This is a genomic window from Aeromonas sp. s9 (genome assembly GCF_040907765.1).
In the GTDB taxonomy this organism is placed as follows: domain Bacteria; phylum Pseudomonadota; class Gammaproteobacteria; order Enterobacterales; family Aeromonadaceae; genus Aeromonas; species Aeromonas caviae.
Genome location: NZ_JBFOCK010000104.1, coordinates 110,069 through 126,462, shown reverse-complemented (window position 1 = coordinate 126,462; position 16,394 = coordinate 110,069). Strand labels below are relative to the sequence as shown.

The 16,394-nt window shown below is 62.4% G+C and carries 14 protein-coding genes; 9 read left to right on the top strand and 5 right to left on the bottom strand.

All coding sequences use genetic code 11. The annotated features are described in order from the left end of the window. The 3 genes from exeE to exeC are packed head-to-tail and all read right to left on the bottom strand — an operon-like array spanning position 1 to position 4,427. Positions 1–1,506 (bottom strand): GspE family T2SS ATPase variant ExeE, encoded by a 1,506-nt coding sequence (gene exeE, locus AB5Y54_RS20715; RefSeq protein ID WP_041211720.1) that lies wholly within the window; start codon positions 1,504–1,506, stop codon positions 1–3. Then, the gene (gene exeD, locus AB5Y54_RS20710; RefSeq protein WP_368154271.1) at positions 1,506–3,554 is read right to left on the bottom strand and encodes a GspD family T2SS secretin variant ExeD; all 2,049 of its coding nucleotides are present in this window, start codon (positions 3,552–3,554) and stop codon (positions 1,506–1,508) included. Before exeD ends, exeE begins: the two co-directional genes overlap by 1 nt. A gap of 21 nt (positions 3,555–3,575) precedes the next feature. Next, positions 3,576–4,427, bottom strand: coding sequence for a GspC family type II secretion system variant ExeC (gene exeC, locus AB5Y54_RS20705; RefSeq protein ID WP_272867076.1), 852 nt, complete (start codon positions 4,425–4,427; stop codon positions 3,576–3,578). A 213-nt stretch (positions 4,428–4,640) separates the two neighbouring features. Here exeC and hslR point away from each other — a divergent pair, with 213 nt between their 5' ends. The 7 genes from hslR (at position 4,641) to AB5Y54_RS20670 (ending at position 11,670) form a co-directional block, all read left to right on the top strand. Then, positions 4,641–5,039 (top strand): ribosome-associated heat shock protein Hsp15, encoded by a 399-nt coding sequence (gene hslR / locus AB5Y54_RS20700; RefSeq protein WP_010675728.1) that lies wholly within the window; start codon positions 4,641–4,643, stop codon positions 5,037–5,039. Positions 5,040–5,143: 104 nt separating this feature from the next. Next, entirely contained in the window at positions 5,144–6,028 is an 885-nt protein-coding gene (hslO, locus tag AB5Y54_RS20695) for an Hsp33 family molecular chaperone HslO (protein WP_368154270.1), read from the top strand. A 149-nt stretch (positions 6,029–6,177) separates the two neighbouring features. After that, positions 6,178–7,803, top strand: a complete 1,626-nt coding sequence (gene pckA / locus AB5Y54_RS20690; protein WP_010675730.1) for a phosphoenolpyruvate carboxykinase (ATP) — start codon at positions 6,178–6,180, stop codon at positions 7,801–7,803. Between the two features lie 173 nt (positions 7,804–7,976). Next, positions 7,977–8,642 (top strand): GntR family transcriptional regulator, encoded by a 666-nt coding sequence (locus AB5Y54_RS20685; RefSeq protein ID WP_029314822.1) that lies wholly within the window; start codon positions 7,977–7,979, stop codon positions 8,640–8,642. Between the two features lie 33 nt (positions 8,643–8,675). Continuing rightward, positions 8,676–10,478, top strand: a complete 1,803-nt coding sequence (locus AB5Y54_RS20680; RefSeq protein WP_143237056.1) for an aminopeptidase P family protein — start codon at positions 8,676–8,678, stop codon at positions 10,476–10,478. A 137-nt stretch (positions 10,479–10,615) separates the two neighbouring features. Continuing rightward, on the top strand, positions 10,616–11,068 hold the full coding sequence (locus AB5Y54_RS20675; RefSeq protein WP_042014844.1) for an N-acetyltransferase: 453 nt from the start codon (positions 10,616–10,618) through the stop codon (positions 11,066–11,068). A gap of 131 nt (positions 11,069–11,199) precedes the next feature. Next, a complete protein-coding gene (locus AB5Y54_RS20670) occupies positions 11,200–11,670 on the top strand; it encodes a glycine zipper 2TM domain-containing protein (protein WP_010675734.1) in 471 nt (156 codons plus the stop codon). Between the two features lie 77 nt (positions 11,671–11,747). On the opposite strand, the gene AB5Y54_RS20665 is transcribed toward AB5Y54_RS20670, so the two are convergent. Then, positions 11,748–12,701 (bottom strand): inorganic triphosphatase, encoded by a 954-nt coding sequence (locus tag AB5Y54_RS20665; protein WP_368154269.1) that lies wholly within the window; start codon positions 12,699–12,701, stop codon positions 11,748–11,750. A 169-nt stretch (positions 12,702–12,870) separates the two neighbouring features. Between AB5Y54_RS20665 and AB5Y54_RS20660 the strand changes: the two genes are divergently transcribed. Together AB5Y54_RS20660 and AB5Y54_RS20655 are read left to right on the top strand one after the other, a co-directional pair. Beyond that, a complete protein-coding gene (locus tag AB5Y54_RS20660; protein WP_010675736.1) occupies positions 12,871–13,551 on the top strand; it encodes a TIGR00153 family protein in 681 nt (226 codons plus the stop codon). A gap of 25 nt (positions 13,552–13,576) precedes the next feature. Then, on the top strand, positions 13,577–14,842 hold the full coding sequence (locus tag AB5Y54_RS20655; RefSeq protein ID WP_010675737.1) for an inorganic phosphate transporter: 1,266 nt from the start codon (positions 13,577–13,579) through the stop codon (positions 14,840–14,842). 101 nt (positions 14,843–14,943) lie between these two features. Here the strand turns inward: AB5Y54_RS20655 and AB5Y54_RS20650 are convergent, their stop codons facing one another. Beyond that, a complete protein-coding gene (locus tag AB5Y54_RS20650) occupies positions 14,944–16,182 on the bottom strand; it encodes a multifunctional CCA addition/repair protein (protein ID WP_045522083.1) in 1,239 nt (412 codons plus the stop codon). Positions 16,183–16,394 lie beyond the last annotated feature (212 nt).

Sequence of the window (16,394 nt, the reverse complement as noted above, 5' to 3'; positions counted from 1 at the left end):
TCAGTCTTCCCGGGTCACGCGCAGCACCTCTTCGAGGCTGGTCTGCCCCTTGAGCACCTTGTCGATGCCGTCGCGGCGGATGCTGGGGGTGTGACCCCGGATCAGCCGCTCGATGGCGAGCTCGCCGCTGGCGCTGTGGATCGCCTCGCGCACCGCCTCGTCCACCACCACCAGCTCGTGGATGCCGGTCCGGCCGCGATAGCCGGTGTGGTTGCACTGCTCGCAGCCCACCGGACGCCAGATCTGCTGATCCGGCGCAAGCTCGATGCCCATGGCCAGACGCTCCTGCTCGGTGACAGGGTGCGGTGCGCGGCAATCCGGGCAGAGGGTGCGCACCAGCCGCTGGGCCAGTACCGCCAGGAGCGACGAGGAGAGCAGGAAGGGCTCGATCCCCATGTCCCGCATCCGGGTGATGGCGCCGATGGCGGTGTTGGTGTGCAGGGTCGACATCACCAGGTGACCGGTGAGGGATGCCTGCACCGCGATCTGGGCGGTCTCGAGGTCACGGATTTCCCCCACCATCACCACGTCCGGGTCTTGGCGCAGAATGGCGCGCAGGCCCCGGGCGAAGGTCATGTCCACCTTGCTGTTGACCTGGGTCTGGCCCACCCCTTCGAGGTCATATTCGATGGGGTCTTCGACGGTCAGGATGTTGCGATCCCGGGAGTTGATCTCCGAGAGGGCCGCATAGAGGGTGGTGGACTTGCCCGAACCGGTCGGGCCCGTCACCAGGATGATGCCGTGGGGCTTGCGAATGAGTTCGCTGATGATGTTGCGGTTGGCCAGCGTCATGCCGAGCTGCTTGAGCTCGAGGCGCACGTTGTTCTTGTCGAGCAGTCGCAATACCACCCGTTCGCCGTAGCTGGAGGGCATGGTGGAGACCCGCACGTCCACCGCCCGGCCGCCGATGCGCAGTGAGATGCGGCCATCCTGGGGCACCCGCTTCTCGGCGATGTCCATGCGCGACATGACCTTGATGCGCGACACCAGCAAGGAGGCGAGTTTGCGATGGGGGCGCAGGATCTCCCGCAGCACCCCATCGATGCGAAAACGGATCACCAGGGCCCGCTCGAAGGTCTCGATGTGGATGTCGGACGCCTCCTCTTTTATCGCCTCGCTCAACATGGCATTGATGAGGCGAATGATGGGGGCGTCGTCGTCAGCATCCAGCAGATCCTCGCTCTGGGGCAGCTCTTCGGCCAGGGCAAAGAAGTCCATCTCGTTGCCGAGATCCTCCATCAGCTGACGCGCCTCGGAGGAGTCACGCTGATAGTGGGCCATCAGGAGCGTCTCGAACTCGTCGTTGCCAAGCTGCTCCACCGCGAAGGCACAGCCCGCCACCCGTCGCACCTCCAGCAGGGTCTGGGGGGAGATCCCCTGACGACAGAGCAGTACCGGGGCACCCTGGCGCTCGGTCAGGATGGCCCCGAAGTTGCGGGCAAACGCGAACGGCAGTTCCGGCAGGGGAGCCGGCAGCTCGCTGCCATCGAGCTGGTAGGCGGCCATCAGGGCTTGCTCTGCACGAAGGGCTGCTCCTGCACCTGGGCGCGCACGCCGGTGGCGGTCGCCTGCTGCTGGGCCTGCATTCTCTGGATCTGCTGCTGCACCTCGGGGGACATCATCACGTCCTGGCCATAGGCGGGCAGCACCTGGCGAGCCGGCGAGGTGGCATAGCCCTCTTCCGCAGCCCGGCTCAGCTGTTCGGCCCTGAACAAGGTGTACTTGTTGCTGGAGACCCCGGAGTAGACATTGGCGTCACGCAATATGGTCGGGCGGATGAAGACCATCAGGTTGCGCTTGGCGGTGGAGGTCTTGGAGGAACGGAACAAGTAGCCCAGCACCGGAATGTCCCCGAGCAGGGGCACCTTGGAGATCTGCTCCTGGGTCTGTTCGTCCATCAGGCCGCCCAGCACCACTGTCTCGCCGCTCTTGACCAGCACGGCGTTCTTCACGGTACGGGTATCGAAGGTGGGGCCCAGGTTGGCGGTCCCGGTCGCCTGCTTCTGTGCCACGCTGGAGACTTCCTGCTCGATGTTGAGCAGCACGGAATCTCCTTCGTTGATCTGGGGCGTCACCACCAGCTTGGTCCCCACCGTCTTGCGCTCTATGGTGTTGAACACCTGATCGCTGGTGGTGGAGCTCTGGGAGCCGCTCTGCACCGGCACTTCCTGACCGACGTTGAAGGAGGCCTCCTTGTTGTCCATGGTGACGATGCTCGGGGTGGAGAGGATGTCGTTCTTGCTGTTGGTGGAGAGCGCCGTCACCAGCGCCGCCCAGTCCCCGTGATAGAAGCCTGCCGCCATGCCGCTGAAGCTGCCCGCCAGGGATGACAGGCCGTCGGTGTTGCCGTTGTCTTTGTAATCCTTGGCGGCGATGGCCAGGGAGCCGATGGGCAGACCGGTGTCGGTGAACTGGGTGCCGCCGCCATTGGTGTTGGCCCACTGCACCCCGAGGTTCATGCCGTCACCATCCGATATCTCGACGATGATGGCCTCCACCAGCACCTGGGCACGGCGAATGTCGAGCTTGGCGATGACCTGCTCCAGCTCGGCCATCACGTCCGGCTGGGCGGTGATCACCAGGGCATTGGTGGTCTCGTCGGCGGAGATGGCGAGCTGGCCGCCGCCGATGCTGGCGCCGCCCGTGGCCGCCGCCCCGCCCTTCTTGTCGGCGGCGATGCTGGAGCTGACCCCCTTGAGGACGTCCACCAGATCCTTGGCCTTGCCATATTTCAGGTAGAAGACCCGGGTGTTGCCCTGGCTCTGCAGATCCCGGTCGAGCTGGCGCACCATCTGGATGATGCGGGCACGGGCCTTGGGCTCGCCGCTGATGACCACGGAGTTGGTGCGCTCGTCGGCCACCACCTTGGGAGAGAGCAGCAGCGAGGCGTTGGCCCCCTGATTGCTGCCATCCTTGTTGAGGTTGGTCACCAGCCGCACCATCTCGCCGGCGGAGGCGAACTTGAGCTTGATGACGTCCATGTCCTGATCCCCCGCCTTGTCCACCCGGCGAACCACCTCCACCAGGCGGTTGACCACGGCGGCGCGGCCGGTGATGAGCAGCACGTTGGAGGGCTCATAGTGGACCACGTTGCCGCCGCCAGCGTTGTCGTTGAGCTGACGCAGCAGGGGGGCCAGTTCACGCACCGAGACATTGCGCACCGGTACCACCCGGGTCACCATCTCGTCACCCACGCCGGGGTTGGTGTCATCCACCACGGGGATGGCCGAGGTCTTGGCATCCTTGGAGCGCACTACCTTGAGCACGCCGTTGTTCATGGGCACCACGGCAAAGCCGTAAACGTCGAGCACGCTCAGGAAGAACTGGTAGTACTGATCCTCGTTGAGCAGGTCATAGCTGCGCACGTTGATCTTGCCACGTACCGATGGCTCTATGATGATGGTTTTGTTCAGGTTCTTGCCGACCGTGTTGATGAACTCCTCGATGTCGGCGTTCTTGAAACTGGCGGAATACTCGGTGGCCCAGGCAGAACCGGCCATCATCAAGGCTGCCGCCATGGTGGCCAGACGCCAGCCCTTCCCTTTATTTGTCATTCTTGGTGCTACTCCAATTCATTATTCTGACAAGCCGACATAGACGTCGTAGAGCTGTCCTTGCCGCTCGACGGTGACGGTCATTTCCGTGGCGCCCGCCACCTGCTGCATCGCCTGCATGGCCTGGGCGTTGTCACGCAGATCCAGGCCGTTGATGCTGACCGCCAGATCGTTGGCGACCAGTCCGAGTTGATTGAACAGTTCCGGATTACGACCCGGGTTGAGGCGATAGCCGGTCATGCGACCGTCCACCCGGACCGGAGAAATATTGAGGTAATCGGTGATCTTGCCCGGGTTGCCCAGCAGTTCGCTGCGCACGGAGGAGAGCCCCTCCTGGCGGGCCGGTTTGGGCAGGGGCTTGCCATACTCTTCCCCGTCCAGCATCAGGGTCTCGTCACGGCCGTCCCGGGCGATGATGACCCGATCGGCAAACACCTGGCGTATCCTGGCCTGGGTACCGTCGATGTAGTCCCCGATGCCGTAAGAGTTCTGTGTCCCGTTGTGGGCGATGATGGCGATGGACTTGGCGGGATCCGAGCTTGCCAGCACCCCGTTGAGCTGGGCGTTGAGCTGGGTTTTCGGGGCATCCGCCGCCACCGTCTCTGCCGCCTTGTCCGCCTGAGGTTGCAGCGCCTTGCCAAAGAGAGAGAGGCGGCTGAGGTTGCCCAGATCGAGGCGATCGCCGCCACTCCCCTGCGCCGAGGTGACCGAGGGTTGCCAGGGGGTCAGGGGTGCGGGCTGGGCCAGTTCGTACAGGCGCCAGGTGAGCACGGCACACTGCTGGGCCAGCAACAGCAGCAGAAGCCAGAACAGGGGCTGGCTGAAACGGGAGAGTGGCATGGCCTTGCAGCGAGCCAGAAGGGAAGTCAACAAATCATCCCTGAACGGTAGCGTCATCTTTCTCAAAATTGTCTGGCATCCAAGTCGGTTGGCTATTGTGTACGGCAATGGACCCAGAGACAACCGACCGGATGGGACCAAGGGGTGAAAATTCAGTTTCCGTCACACCCGGATGCCCCCTGTTTCTATCCCGGGGCCCGCCTCTGGTATAATCAGGCACCTTTTCAGCCATCCCGGAGCCGATCCATGTCGAATCCAGCACAAAGCAGCACCCAGGTCCGTCTCGACAAGTGGCTGTGGGCCGCCCGCTTTTACAAGACCCGCAGTCTGGCGCGGGATCAGATCGACGGCGGCAAGGTGCACTACAACGGCCAGCGCACCAAGCCGGGCAAGGCGGTCGAGGTCGGCGCCCTGGTGCGATTCTGGCAAGGCCAGGACGAGCGGGAGGTGCGGGTGCTCGAGGTGAGCGAGCAGCGCAAATCCGCCCCGCTGGCCCAGCAACTCTATGAAGAGACAGAGGCCAGCCTGAAGAAACGGGCCGAAAACAGCGAAGCCCGCCGCTTCAACAGCCAGTTTGCCCCAAGCCCGGAGCGCCGACCCGACAAGCAGGAGCGACGCCAGCTTATCCGGGTCAAGCAATCCTAATCCGCGTCTGTGGCCCCTTTATGACGACAGGTGGAGGAATTAGTTCCTAACCACCTGTTTAACAATGTGTTTATTTTTCCCCAAGAACATCCTAGGAAACCATGATGAGTAACCAAGACCTCCTGTATCGCTATCTGTTCGAAGAGTACGAAGTGCGTGGGGAGCTGGTCCAGCTGGATCGTACCTACCGCCACATCATCGACGCCCAGAACTACCCGGTACAGGTGCAGCACCTGCTGGGCGAGCTGCTGGTTGCCACCAGCCTGCTGACCGCCACCCTCAAGTTCGAAGGCTCCATCACGGTGCAGCTGCAGGGGGACGGTCCGGTGCGTCTGGCCGTCATCAACGGCGACAACAACCAGCAATTGCGCGGCGTGGCACGCTATGAAGGGGAACTGCCGACGGACGGCAAGCTGCAAAGCATGATCGGCAACGGCCATCTGGTCATCACCATCACCCCGGATCAGGGAGAGCGCTATCAGGGCATCATCGCCCTGGAGGCCGACACCCTGGCGGCCTGCCTAGAGCACTACTTCGCCCAGTCCGAACAGCTGGCCACCCGCCTCTGGATCCGCACCGGCCACCACGAGGGCGAGCCCCGTGCGGCGGGCATCCTGCTGCAGGAGCTGCCGGCCCAGAGCGAGGATCACAGCGAAGATTTCGACCACCTGGTCCAGCTCACCACCACCATCAAGGACGAAGAGCTGTTCGGTCTGGACGCGGAAGAGATCCTCTACCGCCTCTACCACCAGGACAAGGTACGGGTGTTCGATCCCCAGGCCATCGAGTTCCGCTGCACCTGCTCCCGCGCCCGTTGCGAAGGGGCCTTGCTGCAGATAGACAAGGAGGAAGCGGTATCCATGGTGCAGGAGCTCGGCAAGATCGACATGCACTGCGATTACTGCGGCGCCCACTACGAATTCGACGGGATAGACATCGAAACCCTGTTCAGCAGGGCTCCCGGTAATGATGCAAACCAGTTACACTAATCAAAGGCGGGCAAAACCCGCCTTTAACTTAAATAACAAAAAAATACCCTATTTTATAAAGTTTGATGGCGATCGCTAAAAACTACCACCTAGGTGGTAGCATGAACGTCAGATAGAACCCTACACACCTCTGAACCCAGGAGAATACAATGACAATCGTGGTAGAACCCACCCTGGCCCAACAACTGAAGCTGGACCAATACGGTATCAAAAACAGCCAGGAAATCGTTCGCAACCCCTCCTATGAGCAGCTTTTCGCTGAAGAGACCCGCTCAGACCTTGAGGGCTTCGAACGTGGCGTCGTCACCGAGCTTGGCGCCGTCAACGTCAACACCGGCATCTTCACCGGCCGCTCCCCTAAAGATAAATATATCGTCAAAGATGCCACTACCCAGGATACTGTGTGGTGGTCTGACCAGGGTAAAAACGATAACAAGGCGATTACCCCGGAAGTGTGGTCACATCTGAAAGGGCTGGTCACCAAACAGCTGTCCGGCAAGCGTCTGTTCGTGGTGGACGGCTTCTGCGGCGCCAACCCGGACACCCGCCTGGCGGTGCGCATCATCACCGAGGTGGCCTGGCAGGCGCACTTCGTGAAGAACATGTTCATCCGCCCGAGCGAAGAGGAGCTGAAGACCTTCAAACCGGACTTCGTGGTGATGAACGGTGCCAAGTGCACCAACCCGAACTGGAAGGAGCAAGGTCTCAACTCCGAGAACTTCGTCGCCTTCAACATGACCGAGAAGATGCAACTCATCGGCGGCACCTGGTACGGTGGCGAGATGAAGAAGGGCATGTTCTCCATGATGAACTACTTCCTGCCCCTGCGCGGCATCGCCTCCATGCACTGCTCCGCCAACGTGGGCAAGGATGGGGACGTGGCCATCTTCTTCGGCCTCTCCGGCACCGGCAAGACCACTCTCTCCACCGATCCCAAGCGTCAGCTGATCGGTGATGACGAGCACGGCTGGGATGATCACGGCGTGTTCAACTTCGAAGGGGGCTGCTACGCCAAGACCATCAAGCTCTCCGAAGAGGCCGAGCCGGACATCTACCACGCCATCCGCCGCGATGCGCTGCTGGAAAACGTGACCGTGGCCGCCGATGGCACCATCGACTTCGACGACGGTTCCCGCACCGAGAATACCCGGGTCTCCTACCCCATCTATCACATCGACAATATCGTCAAGCCGGTCTCCAAGGCGGGTCACGCCACCAAGGTGATCTTCCTGACCGCAGACGCCTTCGGTGTGCTGCCCCCGGTCGCCAAGCTGACCAAGGAGCAGACCAAGTACCACTTCCTGTCCGGCTTTACCGCCAAGCTGGCCGGTACCGAGCGCGGCATCACTGAGCCGACCCCGACCTTCTCCTCCTGCTTCGGCGCGGCTTTCCTCAGCCTGCACCCGACCAAGTACGGCCAGGAGCTGGTGAAACGGATGGAAGCGGCAGGGGCTGAAGCCTATCTGGTCAACACCGGCTGGAACGGCACCGGCAAGCGGATCTCCATCAAGGATACCCGTGGCATCATCGACGCCATCCTGGATGGTTCCATCGAGAAGGCGCCGACCAAGGTACTGCCGGTGTTCAACCTGGAAGTGCCGACCGAGCTGCCGGGCGTCAACCCCGCCATCCTGGATCCGCGAGACACTTACGCCGACCAGGCCGAGTGGGATGCCAAGGCGGCCGATCTGGCCGGGCGCTTCATCAAGAACTTCGAGCGCTTCACCGACAACGACGAAGGCAAACGCCTGGTCGCGGCGGGTCCGCAGTTGTAAGAAACGCGCCTCGCGTCTCGCAATCCCGTACCGGTCAGCCCTGCTGGCCGGTATTTTTTTGGCCGATGCGCGGCATATGGCTCCCGCCAAGCCTTGCCTTGACGGCCCTTGCGCGTTAGATTCAGCCAAACTTTATACAATATACAATTTTGCAACCTGCCCGTGACCCCAGCATGACCCCACCTTACAAGACCCGAACCCAGATGGTGATGGAGAACCTCCGCGGCCGGATATTGCGTGGCGAGTTTGCTGCGGGCGCCCCCCTGCGCCAGGACGCCATCGCCAAGGAGCTGGCGGTGAGCCGTATCCCGGTGCGGGAAGCCCTGATGCAACTGGAAGCCCAGGGGCTGGTGAAGTTCGAGGCCCATCGCGGCGCCGTGGTGACCATGCTGGATGCCTCGGCCATCGAGGAGCTCTTTTATTTGCGGGCACTGCTCGAAGCCGATACCCTGTTCCACGCCGTCGACCTGATGACGGAGGAGACCTTCGCCCAGGCGCAAGCCATCCTCGCCCAGTTTGATCTGGCGCTGGAGTCTGGCACCCAGATCGAACACTGGGCCGAGTTGAATCACCGCTTTCACGCCACCCTCTACCAGGCAGCCAATCGCCCCCAGGCACTGGAACTGATCGCCCAGATCAATCTGAGCTGCGACCGCTATGTGCGTTTCGAACTGCTGTTCGCCCAGGGCGGCGTGGACAAGGCCGAGCGGGAGCACGCCCGACTCCTTGAACTGTGCCGCGCCCGGCGCAAGCACGAAGCAGTGGTACTGCTCAAGCAACACATCGAGGCGGCAGGCCAGTCGATCAGACAGATCCTGGCAAGCGGCCACCATCAATGAACACTCACATCACCACAAGCTGGCAATAACGACATGAACCATTTCGAGATTATTGAAACCCGCGTCGCCCAGGTCAGGGCCACACTGGCCACGCTGGAGCTGGACGCCTTCATCGTTCCCCACGACGACGAGCATCTGGGGGAGTACATTCCCGCCTATGCCGAGCGGCTGGACTGGATCACGGGTTTCAACGGCTCCGCCGGGCTCGCCATCATCATGGCGCATCGGGCGGCCCTGTTCATCGACGGTCGTTATACCGTGCAGGCGCGCATGCAGGCGCCGGCCGAGCTGTTCGAGTTTCTCCACCTCAATGAAGACCCCCACGTGCAGTGGCTGGCGGAGCAGTTGCCCTCAGGCTCCCGGGTCGGTTTCGATGCCCGCCTGCACAGCCTGGCCTGGTATCAGAACGCCAAGGCGGTGCTGACCGAGCGCGGCATCGAGCTGGTGCGCATCGATGAGAACCCCATCGATCTGCACTGGAGCGATCGTCCCGCTCCGACCAAGAGCCCTGTCATCCTCTACAGCGAGGAGCTGGCGGGCCAGTCCAGCCAGGCCAAGCGCGAAATGCTGGCCAGCGACCTGCGCAAGCGCGGGCTGGATGCGGTGCTGCTGACCCAGGCCGAGCCCATCAACTGGCTGCTCAACCTGCGTGGTCGCGACGTGGAACGCCTGCCGGTGGTGCTGGGCTTTGCGGTGCTCTACGCCAACACCACCATGGATTTCTTCGTCGATACCGACAAGATCGACTGCTTCGCCTTCAGCCAGCACGTGGGGCAGGATGTCTCCGTCTACCCCATCGACAAGCTGGGTGACGTGTTGCAGCGCATCGGCGAGGATCAGCAGAAGGTGCTGGCCGACCCCAACACCGCCAACGCCTGGACCCAGCTCGTGATGGAAGAGGCAGGCGCCATTCTGGTGGCCGGCCAGGATCCCACCATGCTGCCCAAGGCGTGCAAGAACCCCGTGGAGCTGGCCGGCATGCGTGCCGCCCACCTGCGCGACGGCGTTGCCGTCACCCGCTTCCTGGCCTGGCTGGATCGCCTGATCGCCAGCGGCGAGTTCGACGGTGTGGACGAAGGCACCCTGGCCGACCAACTGGAAGCCTTCCGCCACGAGCAGGAGCACTATGTGGAGCCGAGCTTCGACACCATCTCGGCACTCGGCCCCAACGCAGCCATGTGCCACTACCGCCACACCAACGGTACCCCGCGCACCTTCGGCCAGGACAGTATCTATCTGGTGGACTCCGGCGCCCAGTACCTGGACGGCACCACCGACATCACCCGCACCGTCAAGGTGGGTGAGGTGACCGACGAGCACAGGGCCATGTTTACCCGGGTGCTGCAAGGTCATATTGCCCTGGATCAGGCCCGCTTCCCCCGCGGCACTGCCGGCATCCAGCTCGACGTGCTGGCCCGCATGCCCCTGTGGCAAGCCGGTTACAACTACGACCATGGTACCGGACACGGGGTCGGCCACTTCCTCAGCGTGCACGAAGGCCCGCAGCGCATCGCCCCCAAGGGCAGCCTGGTGGCCCTGCAGCCGGGCATGGTGCTCTCCAACGAGCCGGGCTACTACCGGGAAGATGCCTTCGGCATCCGCTGTGAAAACCTGGTGGTGGTGACCGAACAGGAGGCACGTGGCGAGCTGCCGATGCTGGGCTTCGAGCGACTGACCTATGTGCCGTTCGACATCCGCCTCATCGATCGCAGCCTGCTGAGTCCAGCGGAGTTCCGCTGGATCAACGAATACCATGCGGAGGTCTACCGCCGCCTGAGCCCGCTGCTGGAGGGCGAGGATCTCGCCTGGCTGGAGCAGGCGACCAGCCTCCTCTGATGACACAGGGCCTGCGGGCCCTGTTTCTTTATCCGCGGCATGCCACAAATGCCCCCCTTGCATCGACTCCCCGCCCCTTCTACCCTGTGCCTCCTTTTTGGCTGCCCCGCAGCAGAGACCCGATGAGAGGAGCCCCGATGCACTCGTCCCCCGTATTGCGCCTTGCCACCCACGCCGACATGCACGCCATCTGGCAGATAGATGCCGATGTCTTCGGCGAGGATGTCTACCCCGGTTTCTTCTTTCGCCAGGCCATGGATCTGTGGCCCGAACTGCTGGTCGTCGCGGAGCGGGAAGGCCGGCTGCTGGGCTATGCCCTGGGGGGGCTTGGTCAGGATCGGTCGCAGGGCTGGCTGCTCTCCCTCGCGGTGCGCCCCGAAGCGCGCGGCTTCGGCCTGGCCGAGCAAATGATGTTGCAGGTGGAGCAGGGACTGCTGAAACTGGAAGTTGAGCGGGTCAGACTGACCGTTGATCCCGCCAATCCGGCCCAGCGCCTCTACTTCAGGCTGGGTTATCAGCAGTTGGCAGAAGAGAGAGGCTACTTCGGGCCAGGCGAGGATCGCCTGCTGCTGGAAAAAGCCCTGACCTGACCATCCACCACCGGCACGGGAGCCTTCCGGCCACATAATTGGTTACACTTTGCGGGTTTAATGCGCAATCTGGTTGGCGTAAAGTGCAATTCATCACCAGATTAATCCGATGCCCGCCCAGGAGGCCCATCATGTTCAAACGTATTGCTCTCGTCACCCTGCTGGCGGCCACCACCGCCATCACCGGCTGTGCCAACAGCGACGTCTACTCCGGCGATGTCTACACCAAGGATCGCGCCAAGCAGGTACAGACCGTCAGCTATGGCACCATCCTCTCCACCCGCCCCGTCAAGATCCAGGCCGATGAAAACTCCCTGATCGGCACCATTGGCGGTGCCGTGGTCGGCGGCCTGCTCGGCAGCACCATAGGCGGCGGTCGTGGCAGTGACATCGCGGCGGCCGGTGGCGCCATCGCGGGTGCGGCGGCCGGCAAGGCGGCAGGGGACAAACTCAACCAGGTTGACGGGGTCGAGCTCGAGATCAAGAAAGAGAACGGCGAATCCATCGTGGTGGTACAAAAGGCCAGCCCCACCTTTGTGCCTGGCGCCCGGGTCCGCATGACCCAGGGCAACGGCACCATCAACGTGGCCGTGGTGAACTGATAGCGCCGTTCAAGGTGCAACTGCCATAAAAAAGGTGAGCCCGGGCTCACCTTTTTGCGCTCTGCACCACTGAGGATTCACGCCTCCAGATGCAGCCAGGCCGCGATGGACAGCTGCAGGCCCACCAGGTCGGCATGGTGGAACAGGGCATGCAGTGATGCACGATCCCCGGCCACCTGCATCATCAGACGCTGTTGCGCCTGTAGGTCGGCCAGCCAGGAGGGGGGCACCGTCAGCGTGCCTGCCGCCTCGGCAACCAGGGATACCCCCTCGAGCAGGGCATGCAGCGCCCGTTGTTGTTCGCCAGCATCGCCACTCTCGAGCCAGAGCTGCTCATGATACTGCCAGTGCTGCATACCCAGGGTAATGCTGGCCTTCTGATCTTTGCCCTCAATCCTTTGCAGGGGCTGCACGGCCAGTGGCTTGCCAAGCCCAGCCAGCCTGTATCCGCGCTGCGCCTTGGACTGGGCACCCAGCCGCAATCCTCCCAGCGCCGCCAGCTTGCTCGCCAGGGTGAACAGGGCGCGGGCATCGCCGGATTTCAGCTCCAGCTCCAGCTCGTCGATCCCGGTACGCCCCAGGGCACCGGCGATCTCCCCCTGATCCCAGGCCAGCTCGATCTCGGCATCTCCGAATGCGATCAGCCAGTGGCGGCGCAGGAAATCGGTGCTGAACTGGGCCACCAGACGGCTCTGGAGTTCATCGCGCACCGCCAGACTCGGCCAGATATCGGCAGGAAAGGCAGACAGGGTCGGAATGGTGCCCTCCACCGGGGCGTTGTACTCGGGTCTGGCGTGCAATCCGCCCACGACCTGCCCCCGGCACTTGATGGTCTGCTCGGAAAAATCATCGCTGCGACGAATGCGCAACCCCATCTCGAGCCCACGCAAACCCAGATCGGGCGTGTCGAAATAGACGTTGCCAAGAGCGGCTTGATTGGAAGAAATAATCTCTAGTGAATTCAGAAGGTTGGAGAGGGATTCTTGAATATTGCTGGTGACGAAAAACTTTATCTCGATCTCAGTTTGCATAGTCATTCCGGGCTGGCGGGCAACTTTGGGGGGCATGTTCAGGGTCGCGAGGATATAATGCCAGCGACAGTTCACGATTAATTCACGGTTTTATTGATGGCACAGTTCGGTTACCATGCGCCCCTCATAAAATCGTATCGAGTGTTTTTTCACCGACACAGGTTTGGCCATGCCAGTAAATACTATTTTGGGTCTTTTTGCCAAGTCCCCCATCAAGCCGCTGCAGAAGCATATCGTCAAGGTTCACGTGTGCTGCGAACAGCTCATTCCCTTCTTTGATGCCGTTGCCGAAGACCGCTGGGAAGATGCCGAGAAGATCCGGCAACAGATCGCCCAGCTGGAAAAAGAAGCGGACATCCTCAAGCGCGAAATCCGCTTGAAACTCCCCCGCGGCCTGTTCCTGCCGGTCGCCCGTACCGATCTGCTGGAGCTCTTGACCCAGCAGGACAAGATTGCCAACCGTGCCAAGGATATTTCCGGCCGCATGCTTGGCCGCAAGATGGAATTCCCCACCGAGATGCGCGCCGATTTCATGGCCTATCTCAAACGCTGTATCGATGCGACCGCCCAAGCCGAAAAAGCCATCGGAGAACTCGATGAGCTGCTCGAAACCGGCTTTAAAGGACGTGAAGTTGAAATGGTTGCCGAGATGATCCACCAGCTGGATCTCATCGAGGACGATACTGACACCATGCAGATCGGACTGCGCCAACAGCTGCAAGCCGTTGAGCACAAATACAATCCGATCGACGTTATGTTCCTCTACAAGATCCTCGAATGGGTAGGTGACCTGGCTGATCAGGCAGAGCGCGTTGGCGCCCGTCTGGAATTGATGCTGGCTCGTTCGTAATCGACTGACTGGGTAAACACTACTAATGGACATTATCGCAAATTACGGCACCACCCTGGTGCTCGTGGCGGCCTTGTTCGGCTTTTTGATGGCCTGGGGCATTGGTGCGAACGACGTCGCCAACGCCATGGGCACATCGGTCGGCACCAAGTCCCTGACCATCCGTCAGGCGATCATCATCGCCATGATCTTTGAATTTGCCGGTGCCTATCTGGCCGGTGGCGAAGTGACGGCCACCATCCGCAGCGGCATCATCGACAGCAACGCCTTTGCCGACACGCCGGATCTGCTGGTGCTCGGCATGATCGCCTCCCTGCTGGCTGCGGGTCTGTGGCTGATCCTGGCCTCCTATTTCGGCTGGCCCGTCTCCACCACCCACTCCATCATCGGCGCCATCGTAGGCTTCGCCGTGGTGAGCATCGGTCCGGAAGCGGTACAGTGGAACAAGTTTGGCGGCATCGTCGGCTCCTGGATCATCACGCCGGCCATCTCGGGCATCATCGCCTACTTCATGTTCATCAGCGTGCAGAAGCTCATCTTCAACACGGACAATCCCCTGGACAACGCCAAGCGCTATGTCCCCTTCTACATGTTCCTGACGTCCCTGGTCATCTGCCTGGTCACCATCAAGAAGGGGCTGACCCACGTCGGTCTGCACCTGAGCAATGGCGAGGGCGTCCTGCTCTCCGTCGCCATCTCCATCGCGGTGGCGTTTGCCGGCTGGATCTATATCCGCGGCCAGCAGTACAACCCGAAAGATGACAGCAAGATGCACTTCGCCAACGTGGAGAAGGTGTTCGGCATCCTGATGATCATCACCGCCTGTGCCATGGCCTTCGCCCACGGCTCCAACGACGTGGCCAACGCCATCGGTCCGCTCTCTGCAGTCGCCTCCATCGTGGCGGCCGGCGGCGAGATCGGCGGCAGCTCCCACATCGCCTGGTGGATCCTGCCCCTTGGCGGCATCGGCATCGTCATCGGTCTGGCCACCATGGGCGAGAAGGTGATGGCGACCGTCGGCACCGGCATCACCCACCTGACCCCGAGCCGTGGCTTCGCCGCCCAGCTGGCCACCGCCGCCACCGTGGTGATCGCCTCCGGCACCGGTCTGCCCATCTCCACCACCCAGACCCTGGTGGGTGCCGTCATGGGTGTCGGTCTGGCACGGGGCATCGCGGCCCTGAACCTGGGCGTGCTGCGCAACATCGTGGTCTCCTGGGTCATCACCCTGCCCGCGGGCGCCATCCTGGCCATCGCCATCTTCTACGTGCTGCAGGCCTGCTTCTCCTGAGCAGCCCACGCCGCACGACAAAAAGCCCGGGTCATTGACCCGGGCTTTTTTATGCTTCGCCCATATCACGCCGTCGATTGAGCGTCGATCGGCTGCGGCGCTTACTCCTCGATAAAGGTCCACTCGTCGCGCACCCGGCTGATGGCATCAAGCCGCCGCTTGGCAAGCTGCTCGCGGATTGCCTCCCCTTTGAAGCCGGCCGCCACTATCTCCTTGACCGGCACAGCCTGCGCCGCCTCCAGGGCCTCGGCGACATAGTCCGGCTGACTGTAGACCTTCTCTTCGAAGCCGGTACGACCGTGGAAGTCGGCGCGACAGGCATCGAGCAGCTGGGCAAAGCGCTCCGGTCTGCGCCAGGCATCGGCCTTGTCGAATACCTTGAGCAGGGTCGCGGGCTTGAGCTCGAAGGCAATGTGGATATGGGTGTGCAGGTCGCTCACCAGCAGTGCCAGATCGCGACACTCGTTCGGCACCCGGAAGCGCTCGCAAAAATCCCGAATGAGCGGCAACCCCTTCTGACCATGGCCGTGATGGCTCGGCCAGAAGGCGGGCGGGGTCAGCCCCTTGCCAAAGTCGTGGCAGAGGGACGCGAAGCGCACGGTCAGTTCGGGGGAGAGACGACATGCCTGCGCCAGCACCATCATGGTATGGATGCCGGTGTCGATCTCCGGGTGCCATCTGGCAGGGGCCGGCACCCCGAACAGGGCATCGAGCTCGGGGAAGAGCGCCTTGAGGGCGCCGCATTCGCGCAGCACCTCGAAGAAGATCTGGGGTGTCGGCCCCAGCAGCACTTTTTCCAGCTCCTTCCAGACCCGCTCCGGGGTCAGGTGGGCCAGCTCCCCAGCCTCCGTCATCTCGCGCATCAGCCCCAGCGTCTCGGGGGCCACCACGAACCCCTGGGCATGGAAACGGGCGGCGAAGCGCGCCACCCGCAGGATGCGCAGAGGATCCTCGGCAAAGGCCGGCGAGACATGGCGCAGCAACCGCGCCTCCAGATCCTGCACGCCGCCGTAGGGATCGTGCAGTTGCCCGTCCTCATCTTCGGCGATGGCGTTGATGGTGAGATCCCGGCGCAGCAGATCCTGCTCCAGCGTCACCTCGGGGGCGGCATGGCAGACGAAGCCGGTGTAACCCTGCCCCTGCTTGCGCTCGGTGCGCGCCAGGGCGTACTCCTGCTGGGTTTTGGGGTGAAGAAAGACTGGAAAGTCTCGGCCCACCTGGGTGAATCCAAGACCCAGCATCTGCTCCACCGTGGCGCCGACCACCAGGTGATCCCTGTCCCCCTGGGGCAATCCCAACAGGCGATCCCGCACCGCCCCTCCGACCAGATAAATCTGCACGCGCACTCTCCCTCGATAAACTTGCCCCGATGATACCGCTTTTGGCCAAGAGAGACGATGTGCACCCGTCGCACCGGGCTCTCCATCACTCGGCCGGGCGGCTGCTTCCCGCCATCGTCCCGGGCGACTCAGCCCGTGGTTCGAGCCAGCTCCCCTTATGGTATCCGGGTCTTTGACATCCCTTTTGGGAGGCTTTAACCTGCCGCCCATAA

Excerpts from the sequence above, each read along its gene's own strand:
- exeE (WP_041211720.1), bottom strand. The coding sequence starts at position 1,506 with ATGGCCGCCTACCAGCTCGATGGCAGCGAGCTGCCGGCTCCCCTGCCG.
- exeD (WP_368154271.1), bottom strand. The coding sequence starts at position 3,554 with ATGACAAATAAAGGGAAGGGCTGGCGTCTGGCCACCATGGCGGCAGCC.
- hslR (WP_010675728.1), top strand. The coding sequence starts at position 4,641 with ATGTCGAATCCAGCACAAAGCAGCACCCAGGTCCGTCTCGACAAGTGG.
- hslO (WP_368154270.1), top strand. The coding sequence starts at position 5,144 with ATGAGTAACCAAGACCTCCTGTATCGCTATCTGTTCGAAGAGTACGAA.
- pckA (WP_010675730.1), top strand. The coding sequence starts at position 6,178 with ATGACAATCGTGGTAGAACCCACCCTGGCCCAACAACTGAAGCTGGAC.
- AB5Y54_RS20685 (WP_029314822.1), top strand. The coding sequence starts at position 7,977 with ATGACCCCACCTTACAAGACCCGAACCCAGATGGTGATGGAGAACCTC.
- AB5Y54_RS20680 (WP_143237056.1), top strand. The coding sequence starts at position 8,676 with ATGAACCATTTCGAGATTATTGAAACCCGCGTCGCCCAGGTCAGGGCC.
- AB5Y54_RS20675 (WP_042014844.1), top strand. The coding sequence starts at position 10,616 with ATGCACTCGTCCCCCGTATTGCGCCTTGCCACCCACGCCGACATGCAC.
- AB5Y54_RS20670 (WP_010675734.1), top strand. The coding sequence starts at position 11,200 with ATGTTCAAACGTATTGCTCTCGTCACCCTGCTGGCGGCCACCACCGCC.
- AB5Y54_RS20665 (WP_368154269.1), bottom strand. The coding sequence starts at position 12,701 with ATGCAAACTGAGATCGAGATAAAGTTTTTCGTCACCAGCAATATTCAA.
- AB5Y54_RS20660 (WP_010675736.1), top strand. The coding sequence starts at position 12,871 with ATGCCAGTAAATACTATTTTGGGTCTTTTTGCCAAGTCCCCCATCAAG.
- AB5Y54_RS20655 (WP_010675737.1), top strand. The coding sequence starts at position 13,577 with ATGGACATTATCGCAAATTACGGCACCACCCTGGTGCTCGTGGCGGCC.